Annotated in this window: 8 protein-coding genes, 1 tRNA gene and 2 rRNA genes; 2 read left to right on the top strand and 9 right to left on the bottom strand. The window is 36.2% G+C overall.

What is annotated here, in order from left to right:
* Positions 1-410: 410 nt before the first annotated feature.
* From SAMSHR1132_RS02510 to SAMSHR1132_RS02495, 4 genes are read right to left on the bottom strand one after another with little or no spacing between them, the layout of a single operon-like run.
* Positions 411-2,867 carry an ATP-dependent Clp protease ATP-binding subunit gene (locus SAMSHR1132_RS02510; RefSeq protein ID WP_000897144.1) on the bottom strand — a complete coding sequence of 819 codons (2,457 nt, stop codon included), beginning with the start codon at positions 2,865-2,867 and terminating at the stop codon, positions 411-413.
* Positions 2,868-2,881: 14 nt separating this feature from the next.
* Positions 2,882-3,889 (bottom strand): protein arginine kinase, encoded by a 1,008-nt coding sequence (locus SAMSHR1132_RS02505; protein WP_014373784.1) that lies wholly within the window; start codon positions 3,887-3,889, stop codon positions 2,882-2,884.
* Entirely contained in the window at positions 3,879-4,445 is a 567-nt protein-coding gene (locus SAMSHR1132_RS02500) for a UvrB/UvrC motif-containing protein (protein ID WP_000882064.1), read from the bottom strand. Before SAMSHR1132_RS02500 ends, SAMSHR1132_RS02505 begins: the two co-directional genes overlap by 11 nt.
* A gap of 18 nt (positions 4,446-4,463) precedes the next feature.
* Positions 4,464-4,925, bottom strand: a complete 462-nt coding sequence (locus tag SAMSHR1132_RS02495) for a CtsR family transcriptional regulator (protein ID WP_000551760.1) — start codon at positions 4,923-4,925, stop codon at positions 4,464-4,466.
* 158 nt (positions 4,926-5,083) lie between these two features.
* Between SAMSHR1132_RS02495 and SAMSHR1132_RS02490 the strand changes: the two genes are divergently transcribed.
* On the top strand, positions 5,084-6,298 hold the full coding sequence (locus tag SAMSHR1132_RS02490; protein WP_000547791.1) for a NupC/NupG family nucleoside CNT transporter: 1,215 nt from the start codon (positions 5,084-5,086) through the stop codon (positions 6,296-6,298).
* A gap of 193 nt (positions 6,299-6,491) precedes the next feature.
* On the opposite strand, the gene pdxT is transcribed toward SAMSHR1132_RS02490, so the two are convergent.
* The gene (gene pdxT, locus SAMSHR1132_RS02485; RefSeq protein ID WP_000690443.1) at positions 6,492-7,052 is read right to left on the bottom strand and encodes a pyridoxal 5'-phosphate synthase glutaminase subunit PdxT; all 561 of its coding nucleotides are present in this window, start codon (positions 7,050-7,052) and stop codon (positions 6,492-6,494) included.
* Positions 7,053-7,055: 3 nt separating this feature from the next.
* Positions 7,056-7,943, bottom strand: coding sequence for a pyridoxal 5'-phosphate synthase lyase subunit PdxS (gene pdxS, locus SAMSHR1132_RS02480; protein WP_000034728.1), 888 nt, complete (start codon positions 7,941-7,943; stop codon positions 7,056-7,058).
* A 103-nt stretch (positions 7,944-8,046) separates the two neighbouring features.
* Between pdxS and pdxR the strand changes: the two genes are divergently transcribed.
* Positions 8,047-9,426: a MocR-like pyridoxine biosynthesis transcription factor PdxR gene (gene pdxR, locus SAMSHR1132_RS02475; RefSeq protein WP_000799260.1), complete on the top strand. Its 1,380-nt coding sequence runs from the start codon at positions 8,047-8,049 to the stop codon at positions 9,424-9,426.
* Between the two features lie 319 nt (positions 9,427-9,745).
* Here pdxR and rrf read toward each other — a convergent pair.
* The 3 genes from rrf to SAMSHR1132_RS02460 all read right to left on the bottom strand — a co-directional run bounded on the left by rrf (position 9,746) and on the right by SAMSHR1132_RS02460 (position 13,223).
* Positions 9,746-9,860, bottom strand: a 5S ribosomal RNA gene (rrf, locus tag SAMSHR1132_RS02470).
* Between the two features lie 72 nt (positions 9,861-9,932).
* A 23S ribosomal RNA gene (locus tag SAMSHR1132_RS02465) occupies positions 9,933-12,855 on the bottom strand.
* 291 nt (positions 12,856-13,146) lie between these two features.
* Positions 13,147-13,223, bottom strand: a tRNA-Ile gene (locus SAMSHR1132_RS02460).
* Positions 13,224-13,303 lie beyond the last annotated feature (80 nt).

Raw genomic sequence — 13,303 nt, 5'->3', positions numbered from 1 at the left:
ATGTGAGTTACATTTGTTTGTATTTTAACATGAGTACTAAGGCAAACTGTTTTATTAGTTTTATTTTTTACGAATATTATAAAATAAACTTGTATAATGTTGATAGAAGTTGACTTTCTATACTAAAATCTTAATACTTTCTTATTAAATTAATTCAACTCAACTTGTCACAATATTGTAGAAAATAATTTTAATTTGATATACCTTAATGTTACATCAAGTAGCAATATTTTTATAACCTATAAATTTTACTATATTGCATAGTTCAGTTTATACAACATCAGTCAACAAACATCGTTAGAATATTCGAGCTTCAAACACTATTCTAACTTAATGATTATAGTTATTTAATTAATCTGCGTATAAAAAGACAGTCCAAAACAAATTAATGTTTCAGACTGTCTTTATTATTATGCTTGTGATGTTTCTATAGTTTCAGAAGATTCTTCATCGATGTCGTATTTGAATTTTTTACCATCATGATCCACCGTAACTTTTTTACCTTCTATTTTATTGCCATCTAAAATTAATTCACTTAAATTATCCTCGATAGTTTTTTGAATCGCTCTAATCAATGGTCTTGCACCATATTCAGGATCATATCCTTCTTCAGCGATTTTATCTTTTGCTTTATCTGTAACTACAATATTAATATTTTGTTCAGATAATCGATTAGTTAATTTATTAACCATCATTGTCACGATTTCTTTTAATTCTTCTTTTGTCAATTTGTGGAATACAATAATATCATCAACACGATTTAAAAATTCTGGGCGGAATGAGTTTTTCAATTCTTTCAACATTGTTTTGCGAATAGTTTCATAATCTTGTTCATCACTTGATCCACCGAACCCTGCAAAGCGTTGATCTTGTAATTCTTGAGCGCCAACATTTGAAGTCATAATTATAATCGTATTTCTAAAATCAACTGTGCGACCTTTCGTATCTGTTAAATGCCCATCATCAAGAACTTGTAATAAAATATTAAATACATCAGGATGCGCTTTTTCAATTTCATCGAATAAGATTACAGAATATGGTTTACGTCTAACTTTCTCAGTTAACTGTCCACCGTCATCATGTCCAACATATCCTGGAGGTGCGCCAACTAAACGGCTCACAGCGTGTTTTTCCATAAATTCACTCATATCTACACGAATCATTGCATCATCATCACCAAACATTGATTCTGCTAATGCTCGAGCTAATTCTGTTTTACCAACACCAGTTGGACCAAGGAATATAAAACTACCAATTGGACGTTTTGGATCTTTCAATCCTGCACGTGCACGTCTAACTGCCTTACTAATAGAATTAACTGCATCTTTTTGACCGATAACTCTTTCATGTAACGTATCTTCAAGACTAAGTAGTTTTTCAGATTCTGTTTCATTGATTTTAGTTAATGGAATGCCTGTCCATCCAGCAATGACTTCTGCAATATCTTCTTCTGATAAGGACGTTGACATACCATTTTGAGTATTCTTCCATTCATTTTTGGCTTCTTCATATTGTTTCTCAAGTTTTGTTTGTTTATCACGTAAATTAGCAGCATTTTCAAACTCTTGCGCATGTACAGCTGCATCTTTTTCATTTTTCACTTTTTCAATTTCTTGTTCAATTTCTTTTAAATTGTTAGGAGTCGTATGACTTTTAAGCCTAACTTTAGAACTTGCTTCATCAATTAAATCGATTGCTTTGTCCGGTAAGAAGCGATCTGAAACATATCTATTACTTAATTTAACAGCCGCTTCGATTGCTTCATCTGAAATATTGATACGGTGATGCGCTTCATATCGATCTCTTAAACCTTTTAAAATTGCTACTGTATCTACAACAGAAGGTTCATCAACTTGAACTGGTTGGAATCGACGTTCTAAGGCTGCATCTTTTTCAATGTTTTTACGATATTCATCTAGAGTTGTAGCACCAATACATTGCAATTCACCGCGAGCTAATGCTGGTTTTAGAATATTAGACGCGTCTATTGCACCTTCTGCGCCACCAGCACCAACTAAAGTATGCAATTCATCAATAAATAGAATTACATTACCTGCTTGTTGGATTTCTTCCATTACTTTTTTTAAACGTTCTTCAAACTCACCGCGATATTTTGTACCTGCAACAACAGTACCCATATCTAATGACATAACTCTTTTATCTTTTAACGTCTCAGGAACTTCGTTATTCACAATTGCTTGTGCCAATCCTTCAGCGATAGCAGTTTTACCAACGCCTGGTTCTCCAATAAGTACTGGATTATTTTTAGTACGTCTACTTAATACTTCGATAACACGTGTAATTTCTTTATCACGTCCAATAACAGGATCTAATGTGCCATCTTTAGCAATGACAGTTAAATCACGCGCTAAACTATCTAATGTAGGCGTATTATTGGCTTTAGTTGCTTGTGCATTTTTATTACTCATTTCCGGATTTCCTAAAGCTTTTACAACTTGCGCACGTGCTTTTGTAATATTCAAATCAAGATTTGCAAATACTCTTGCAGCAACACCTTCATTTTCACGGATTAAACCTAATAAAATATGTTCTGTTCCGACAAAATTATGATGTAACTTTCTAGCCTCATCCATAGATAATTCAATAACTTTTTTAGCTCTAGGTGTATAATGCAAAGTTCCGACATGATCTTGACCATGTCCAATTAACTTTTCAACTTCTTCTACTACTTTATCTTCAGTAATGTTAAAACTTTCTAATACTTTTGCAGCAATTCCTTCAGGTTCTTTCATTAAACCTAATAGTAAATGTTCTGTACCTATATTTGAATGGTTTAAACGAATTGCTTCTTCTTGAGCATGTGCTAACACACGCTGCGCACGTTCAGTTAATCTACCAAATAGCATAATATAATGACCTCCTACTTTATGTGTTCTCTTAGTATATCTGCTCGTTTTTCTTTCACAAATTTGTCATCTTCTTCATCTAATAAAAATGGTGATTGTATACCAACCATTAATTCATTAAACTTAAAGTTTTGTAATTTAATATAATCTAAATCTATACCAAGTTTAACTTCGCTTAATCTATAAGAAGCCTCTTCCATAGTTATCATTCTACAATTTTGTAAAATGCCTAGCGAGCGAAAAACACGGTCTTGAGTTTCTAATTGATTATAAGTGTCTAATTTTTGTCTTATCTGTTTTTCTTCATGAATAATTTGATTAACAACTTCAGTTAATGTTTCAATTATTTCTAATTCTGATTTACCAAGTGTAAGTTGATTAGAAACCTGATAAGTGTGCCCATAAACTTGTGATCCTTCACCATATATACCTCTAATCGTATATCCAAATCTATTAATTGTTTGAGCAATTCGAGTCATTCTTTTCATAATAGATAAACCAGGTAAATGTAGCATCACACTTGCTCGCATCCCAGTACCTATATTTGTAGGACATGTTGTTAAATATCCAAGTTTTTCATCATAACTAATATCAAGGTTACGATCTAATTCATCATCAATTGCTGAAGCCTGATCATATAACGCTTGCAACGTCGAATTAGTCCCCATCGCTTGAATACGAATATGATCTTCTTCATTTATCATTACACTTAAAGATTCATCATTATTTACTAACACTGCTGCTGCAGGTTGTTTTATTAACTCTGGGCTAATTAAATGTTTAGCAACCATCTTCATTTTACTTTGCTGATCCATTTGATCTAGTCGCATTAATTGAAAATGTGGTAAAGCATCTTGTACTTCATTAATTACCCTAAAGCCATCATTTTCAGAAGCATACATTAATGGATGCACATGATTTTCCAAATTGCGCGCTAATCGTATTCGTGAAGACATCACAATCGGCGCTTCTTCTTCGTTTCTCATCCATTCGCTGATATTATCGTGAATGTTATGCGTCATCATGTTGCACCTCACCTTCAGACTTTAGCGCCTTTATTTCATCTCTGACAATAGCCGCTTGCTCAAAGTCTTGCACTTCTATAAGTTGCTTTAAATATTTGTTTTTCTCTTCAATTTTCTTCTTTAATGCAATTTTTTTATGTGAAGAATGTGGTGTCTTTCCTACGTGTTCAAATTGTCCCCCTTGAACTCTGCGGACGATATCAATGATGTCATCTTTAAATGTCGCATAACAATTAGCGCAACCAAATTTACCCACATGTGCGATATCCTTTAATGTCATATCACATGTTGGACAACGTTTTTCTTCTTTAAATGCCACATCCTGAAAATTAATACCATGCTTCGTTGCTAAATGTTGTAAAATTTGTTTAACAACAAATGCTTCTTCAATATCATCTTGATGTTCTTGATAATCAGGTTGGTCATTCGCTTGATTCCATGGATAATGACCTTCTGCACAAGTTTGACACACCATTTTTTCTTCTGTCTTATTTTTACTTGTAACTTTGATTTTTAATTCCGCTTCATTAAGTTGACAATTTTCACAGAGCACTTCAACACCTCATTTCATTTAGTAATAGTTTATAACTGGTAACAATCGTTTTAAAATATTTGCTCTAATAATGTCTCTTGAAACCATATCCATTGACAGTGTTTCTCTATCAATAACTGCTTGAATCATTTTAGCTTCTCGCTCATTTATTAGTAATTTATCTAAAAGCCCATCAATAATATAATAAGCTTGTTGTTGAGAAATAGAAGGTCCTATCAACTGAAGCAAATGATTAATATAACCTGTTGCATCTTTGTTTTCAATTTTAGTGATGCGAATGTATCCACCGCCACCACGTTTACTTTCAATTTCATAACCATGTTCATTAGTAAATCGAGTTTTGATAACATAGTTCAATTGTGAAGGTACGCAATCAAATCGCTGCGCAATGTTCGCTCTTTGAATTTCAACTACATCTTCGTTTGACTCTTCAAATAATCGTTTGATGTATTGTTCTATGATGTCCGACATATTGTGCATAAATATCACCCCTTTTTGACCTTCTTTGACTATATTATATGACCTATTTTGACCTTTTTCAATTAATTTGTTTTTATATTTTCAAAAATTTATGATGTTAGCCCTTCCATTTTATTGTATGATAGATTGTAGAAAAAACTAAAGGAATGAAAAAATATATGCATATTCTAATTGGGATTATCGGAATTATCTTCTTTTTAGCACTTGCGTTTTTATTTAGCTCAGATAAGAAAAATATACGCTGGCAATATGTAGGAATTTTGCTTGCTATTCAACTTGTCTTTGCCTTTATTTTACTTAAAACTACAATGGGTATCACAGTTATTGGTGGTATATCAAACGGTTTTAATTACTTATTATTAAAAGCAGCAGACGGTGTTAACTTTGTTTTTGGTGGTATTCAATATATCAATCCTAAACAACCTCCATTCTTCTTTAGTGTATTATTACCTATCGTGTTTATTTCAGCGATTATTGGTATTTTACAATACACAAAGATTTTACCTTTAATCATTAATGTTTTAGGCTTCTTGATTTCTAAAATTAATGGTATGGGTCGTTTGGAATCATATAATGCTGTTGCGGCAGCCATTTTGGGACAATCTGAAGTATTTATTTCAATTAAAAAACAATTGCCATACATACCTAAGCAACGTCTTTATACATTAACAGCTTCAGCAATGTCAACGGTATCAGCTTCAATTATTGGTGCATACTTTACCTTAATTGAACCTAAATATGTTGTAACTGCAGTTGTATTAAACTTATTTGGTGGATTCATTATTGCTTCAATCATTAATCCATATAAAGTTAATGAAGAAGATGACAAATTACTTGTTGAAGAAACTGAAGAAAAGCAACAATCATTTTTTGAAATGTTGGGCGAATACATTTTAGATGGATTCAAAGTAGCTGTCATAGTAGGTGCAATGTTAATTGGATATATTGCAATCATTGCACTATTAAATGGTATTGTAAGTAATATCTTTAGTACAGTATCTGGTGGCGCAATTTCATGGGATTTCCAAACATTAATTGGATTTGTATTTGCACCATTTGCATTCTTAGTGGGTGTACCATGGCAAGATGCTGTACAAGCTGGATCAGTTATGGCTACAAAATTGTTATCAAATGAATTTGTTGCAATGCAAGCACTAGGAAAACTTGGCGATTTATCTGAACATGCCAAAGGTGTTACTTCAGTATTCTTAGTATCATTTGCAAACTTTAGTTCTATTGGTATTATCTCAGGTGCTATTAAATCACTTAATGATAAAAAAGGTGATACAGTTGCCCGTTTTGGATTAAAACTATTATTCGGTGCTACACTAGTATCATTCATTTCAGCTGCAATTGCTGGATTCTTTATTTAATAACTAAATCAATTTTAAATTATTTATCCCTTCAAAGTAGACTCTATGAAGTCATTACTTTGAAGGGATATTTTTATAATTGTTATTTTAAAGGTAGTATAGTAACCCCCTCCAAATAAGCCTTGAAGGGGGTCTATATTGCAAAATTAATTCAATTAATAATTATTTTAAAACCTGTATGGTTGATATAGAACTACTCTTTACCTACAATTTGATTAATAAAGTACGCAGTTACTCTATAATCATCAGTTAATTCAGGATGGAAAGAGACACCTAAATATTTGCCTTGTTGAACAGCGACAATTTTATCATTAACTTTACATAAGATATCAACATCTTGACCTACTTTTTCAATATGAGGCGCCCTTATAAAAACACCCTCAATATCAGTAGCAATCCCTTTAATATCTAATTCTGTTTCAAAACTGTCAACTTGTCTACCAAATGAATTACGTTGAACTGTAATATTTAACTTATTAAGATATCCTTCTTCACCGATAATATCTTGTGCAAGTACAATTAAACCTGCACACGTGCCAAACATCGGTAATGAAGAATTTTGTAAAGCTTCTTTAAAACCATATAAATTCATTAAGCGACGTAATGTAGTTGATTCACCACCCGGTAATATCAATCCATCTATATCTTGTAATTGTTCTACTTTTTTTATCGCCACACCTTCGTGACCACTTAATTCAATATGTCGAATATGTTCACGAACTGCACCTTGTAATGCTAATACACCTATTTTCATATCTTACCAACCACGCTCTTGCATACGTTCTTCTAATGATAATTGGTTAATATCTAGCCCTTTCATAGCAGTACCTAATTCACTTGCTAATCTTCCAATTAATTCATAATCTTGGTAATGTGTTGTTGCTTGAACAATTGCCTTAGCAAATTTTTCCGGATCTTCTGATTTGAAAATACCTGATCCAACGAATACACCATCAGCACCTAGTTCCATCATTAATGCTGCATCTTGAGGTGTCGCAACACCACCTGCTGCGAAGTTAACTACTGGTAAACGACCATTGTCTTTAATTTGTTTTAAAATTTCATATGGTGCACCGATATCTTTCGCAAAAGTCATAATCTCATCATCATTCATTACAGTTAATCGACTTACTTCTGAATTAACTTGTCTCATATGTCTTACAGCTTCTACAATATTACCTGTACCAGGTTCACCTTTAGTACGTAACATAGCAGCACCTTCACCAATTCTACGCGCAGCCTCACCTAAATTACGGCAACCACAAACAAATGGTACTGTAAATTGATCTTTTCTTAAATGATACTCTTCGTCAGCAGGAGTCAAAACTTCTGATTCATCAATGTAGTCTACACCCATTGCTTCTAAAACTCTTGCTTCCGTAATGTGTCCAATTCGTGCTTTTGCCATAACTGGGATAGAAACTGCATTCATAACTTCTTCTACAATTTTAGGGTTTGCCATACGTGCAACACCACCTGCTGCTCTGATATCAGAAGGTACACGTTCTAATGCCATTACTGCTACTGCACCAGCTTCTTCTGCTATTCTTGCTTGTTCAGCATTGACAACGTCCATAATAACGCCACCTTTTTGCATTTCTGCCATACCTCTTTTGACTCTATCTGATCCAATAATTTTACTCATTATATATAAAACCCCTTTTCAAGTTGATTAAATTCATTGTAATGTATAAACTGATATTTAAAAAGGTACAAAATAACATAAATTTAGGAGGTCAGTTATTAAATTGAAAAACACTTTATACCATCAACTTTATGAAAAATTAAAAAAACAAATAATAGAAGGACAATTTAAAGAAGGTGATAAATTTTACTCTAAGAGACAATTAAGCAAACATTTATCTATTAGTCAAACAACTGTAGAGCATGCATACCAACTTCTATTAGACGAAGGTTACATTTATTCAAGACCACGTTCTGGTTATTTTGTATCTGAAATTGAATCTTTAACAATCTTGAATACTCAACCTATCCCTTCTCTTTTAAATGATATATATAAACCAAAAGCTAGTGATGAAGCTTATGATTATGCTTTTAATTTGGATGAAATAGACACGAAACATTTCCCTATAGAACTTTTCAGAAAGTATTCAAAAGATCTTTATGATACAAATCATTTAAACAATTTACTTAGAGGTCACTTTCAGGGAGAATTACATTTACGGTTTCAACTGGCATTTTATTTATTTACTAATCGGGGTGTGATTTGTGATCCAAGTCAAATTATAATTGGTTCATCTACCGAACAATTAGTAAACCAACTAGTCGATTTACTTTTTACTTCTACGTTTATTATTGAAAAACCTAGTTATCCACCAATCAAAAATATTTTAGATAAAAAGCAAGTTGAATATGAACAAATTGAAGTTGAACATAATGGAATAAACGTCGATGAAGTAATAAAATCCAAAAAAAATATAGTATATATAACGCCTTCCCACCAATTTCCAACTGGATATGTGATGGATTTAAAAAAACGGACTCAATTAATTCAATGGGCTCAAGAAAAAGAAGAACGTTTTATTATAGAAGACGATTATGATTCTGAATTTAGATATTTCGGTAAACCTATTCCAGCGATTCAAGGTCTATATTCAAGAGGAGAAAAAGTAATTTATATCAGTACATTTTCAAAGTCTATTTTTCCTAGTTGCCGTGTTGCTTATATGGTTCTACCATTTTCAATAATGAAAAAATATCACTCCCAAAATCACATTGAAGGTAATACTGTACCAGTTCATATGCAAGACCTTATAGCAACGTTCATATCTACCGGTAGTTTTGAAAGACATTTAAATAAAATGAGGAGGATTTATCGTAGAAAACTGACATATATTTTAAAGAGATTGAAACCTTACAAAAATCAACTTGATATCCAAGGTGCTGAAACAGGTATGCATTTTACAATTACAGTAAAGAATGGATTAACATTGCAAGAGTGTCTTAATAGAGCTAATAAAATGAAGTTAAAATTACAAGTTTATAATTTTGATGATGAACAAGACTATAAAAAAACACCTAAATTTATATTAGGATTTGGCGGTATAGATGATGATGCCTTAAAACCACATGTAGATGCTCTAATAAAATCATTAATTATAAAGTAACACTTCTTTGACAAAAGTTAGTGTTACTTATACAATAGCTTGCCTATTGTATAATAATTAATTGCCTTTTTGTGTTCAATTTAAAATATATTAGGCATAAAGTCTAAAAAACAGCAGTAAGATGACTTATAATTAAAAACTATCTTGCTGCTGTTCACTTTTTTATAGTACTTCGTATTGAATATCTTCACTTATACTTCTAGTTATGGATTCAAACGTTTTCACTTCGCCAAGCCATTCTTCTTCGTATCTACTTTTTTATTTGGCATAAAAAAAAGAGACCTTGCGGTCTCAATGCGGCTCATCGCATCCATTTTCTGCCTGGCAACGTTCTACTCTAGCGGAACGTAAGTTCGACTACCATCGACGCTAAGGAGCTTAACTTCTGTGTTCGGCATGGGAACAGGTGTGACCTCCTTGCTATAGTCACCAGACATATGAATGTAGATTATACATTCAAAACTAGATAGTAAGTAAAAGTGATTTTGCTTCGCAAAACATTTATTTTGATTAAGTCTTCGATCGATTAGTATTCGTCAGCTCCACATGTCACCATGCTTCCACCTCGAACCTATTAACCTCATCATCTTTGAGGGATCTTATAACCGAAGTTGGGAAATCTCATCTTGAGGGGGGCTTCATGCTTAGATGCTTTCAGCACTTATCCCGTCCACACATAGCTACCCAGCTATGCCGTTGGCACGACAACTGGTACACCAGAGGTATGTCCATCCCGGTCCTCTCGTACTAAGGACAGCTCCTCTCAAATTTCCTACGCCCACGACGGATAGGGACCGAACTGTCTCACGACGTTCTGAACCCAGCTCGCGTACCGCTTTAATGGGCGAACAGCCCAACCCTTGGGACCGACTACAGCCCCAGGATGCGATGAGCCGACATCGAGGTGCCAAACCTCCCCGTCGATGTGAACTCTTGGGGGAGATAAGCCTGTTATCCCCGGGGTAGCTTTTATCCGTTGAGCGATGGCCCTTCCATGCGGAACCACCGGATCACTAAGTCCGTCTTTCGACCCTGCTCGACTTGTAGGTCTCGCAGTCAAGCTCCCTTATGCCTTTACACTCTATGAATGATTTCCAACCATTCTGAGGGAACCTTTGAGCGCCTCCGTTACCTTTTAGGAGGCGACCGCCCCAGTCAAACTGCCCGCCTGACACTGTCTCCCACCACGATAAGTGGTGCGGGTTAGAAAGCCAACACAGCTAGGGTAGTATCCCACCAGCGCCTCCACGTAAGCTAGCGCTCACGTTTCAAAGGCTCCTACCTATCCTGTACAAGCTGTGCCGAATTTCAATATCAGGCTACAGTAAAGCTCCACGGGGTCTTTCCGTCCTGTCGCGGGTAACCTGCATCTTCACAGGTACTATGATTTCACCGAGTCTCTCGTTGAGACAGTGCCCAAATCGTTACGCCTTTCGTGCGGGTCGGAACTTACCCGACAAGGAATTTCGCTACCTTAGGACCGTTATAGTTACGGCCGCCGTTTACTGGGGCTTCGATTCGTAGCTTCGCAGAAGCTAACCACTCCTCTTAACCTTCCAGCACCGGGCAGGCGTCAGCCCCTATACATCACCTTACGGTTTAGCAGAGACCTGTGTTTTTGATAAACAGTCGCTTGGGCCTATTCACTGCGGCTCTTCTGGGCGTTAACCCTAAAGAGCACCCCTTCTCCCGAAGTTACGGGGTCATTTTGCCGAGTTCCTTAACGAGAGTTCGCTCGCTCACCTTAGAATTCTCATCTTGACTACCTGTGTCGGTTTGCGGTACGGGCACCTATTTTCTATCTAGAGGCTTTTCTCGGCAGTGTGAAATCAACGACTCGAAGACACAATGTCTTCTCCCCATCACAGCTCAGCCTTAATGAGTACCGGATTTGCCTAATACTCAGCCTTACTGCTTAGACGTGCAATCCAATCGCACGCTTCGCCTATCCTACTGCGTCCCCCCATCGATTAAAACGATTATAGGTGGTACAGGAATATCAACCTGTTATCCATCGCCTACGCCTGTCGGCCTCAGCTTAGGACCCGACTAACCCAGAGCGGACGAGCCTTCCTCTGGAAACCTTAGTCAATCGGTGGACGGGATTCTCACCCGTCTTTCGCTACTCACACCGGCATTCTCACTTCTAAGCGCTCCACATGTCCTTGCGATCATGCTTCAACGCCCTTAGAACGCTCTCCTACCATTGTCCAAAGGACAATCCACAGCTTCGGTAATATGTTTAGCCCCGGTACATTTTCGGCGCAGTGTCACTCGACTAGTGAGCTATTACGCACTCTTTAAATGATGGCTGCTTCTAAGCCAACATCCTAGTTGTCTGGGCAACGCCACATCCTTTTCCACTTAACATATATTTTGGGACCTTAGCTGGTGGTCTGGGCTGTTTCCCTTTCGAACACGGACCTTATCACCCATGTTCTGACTCCCAAGTTAAATTAATTGGCATTCGGAGTTTGTCTGAATTCGGTAACCCGAGAGGGGCCCCTCGTCCAAACAGTGCTCTACCTCCAATAATCATCACTTGAGGCTAGCCCTAAAGCTATTTCGGAGAGAACCAGCTATCTCCAGGTTCGATTGGAATTTCTCCGCTACCCTCAGTTCATCCGCTCACTTTTCAACGTAAGTCGGTTCGGTCCTCCATTCAGTGTTACCTGAACTTCAACCTGACCAAGGGTAGATCACCTGGTTTCGGGTCTACGACCAAATACTAAACGCCCTATTCAGACTCGCTTTCGCTACGGCTCCACATTTACTGCTTAACCTTGCATCAAATCGTAACTCGCCGGTTCATTCTACAAAAGGCACGCCATCACCCATTAACGGGCTCTGACTACTTGTAAGCACACGGTTTCAGGTTCTATTTCACTCCCCTTCCGGGGTGCTTTTCACCTTTCCCTCACGGTACTGGTTCACTATCGGTCACTAGAGAGTATTTAGCCTTAGGAGATGGTCCTCCCAGATTCCGACGGAATTTCACGTGCTCCGTCGTACTCAGGATCCACTCAAGAGAGACAACATTTTCGACTACAGGATTATTACCTTCTTTGATTCATCTTTCCAGATGATTCGTCTAATGTCGTCCTTTGTAACTCCGTATAGAGTGTCCTACAACCCCAACAAGCAAGCTTGTTGGTTTGGGCTCTTCCCGTTTCGCTCGCCGCTACTAAGGGAATCGAATTTTCTTTCTCTTCCTCCGGGTACTAAGATGTTTCAGTTCTCCGGGTGTGCCTTCTGATATGCTATGTATTCACATATCGATAACATGACATAACTCATGTTGGGTTTCCCCATTCGGAAATCTCTGGATCAAAGCTTACTTACAGCTCCCCAAAGCATATCGTCGTTAGTAACGTCCTTCATCGGCTTCTAGTGCCAAGGCATCCACCGTGCGCCCTTAATAACTTAATCTATGTTTCCACCATTTTTATAAGTCAAACGCTCACATACTGTTTCGTTTTCATTATTTAAAATGCTCATTTACAGAAGTAAACTCCGCTTTCAAATAATTTAACTCATTGTCTGCTAAACGTTTTCTTTTATAAAAAGATTTAAACGCGTTATTAATCTTGTGAGTGTTCTTTCGAACACTAGCGATTATTTCTTATGAATTCAAGCTTATTTAAAACTCTTTATTCACTCGGTTTTGCTTGGTAAAATCTATATTTTACTTACTTATCTAGTTTTCAATGTACAAAATAATGGTGGGCCTAAGTGGACTCGAACCACCGACCTCACGCTTATCAGGCGTGCGCTCTAACCAGCTGAGCTATAGGCCCATTATCATTTGAATGTTAAATAAACATTCAAAACTGAATACAATATGTCACGTTATTCCGCATCTTCTGAAGAAGATGTT

The sequence above is a fragment of the Staphylococcus argenteus genome (assembly GCF_000236925.1).
Classification (GTDB): Bacteria; Bacillota; Bacilli; order Staphylococcales; family Staphylococcaceae; genus Staphylococcus; species Staphylococcus argenteus.
The sequence above is the reverse complement of the archived record's forward strand: the minus strand, read 5'-3'. Positions and strand labels throughout refer to the sequence as shown.

Coding starts and splice junctions, on each gene's coding strand:
- SAMSHR1132_RS02510 (WP_000897144.1), bottom strand. CDS start 2,867: ATGCTATTTGGTAGATTAACTGAACGTGCGCAGCGTGTGTTAGCACAT.
- SAMSHR1132_RS02505 (WP_014373784.1), bottom strand. CDS start 3,889: ATGACGCATAACATTCACGATAATATCAGCGAATGGATGAGAAACGAA.
- SAMSHR1132_RS02495 (WP_000551760.1), bottom strand. CDS start 4,925: ATGCACAATATGTCGGACATCATAGAACAATACATCAAACGATTATTT.
- SAMSHR1132_RS02490 (WP_000547791.1), top strand. CDS start 5,084: ATGCATATTCTAATTGGGATTATCGGAATTATCTTCTTTTTAGCACTT.
- pdxT (WP_000690443.1), bottom strand. CDS start 7,052: ATGAAAATAGGTGTATTAGCATTACAAGGTGCAGTTCGTGAACATATT.
- pdxS (WP_000034728.1), bottom strand. CDS start 7,943: ATGAGTAAAATTATTGGATCAGATAGAGTCAAAAGAGGTATGGCAGAA.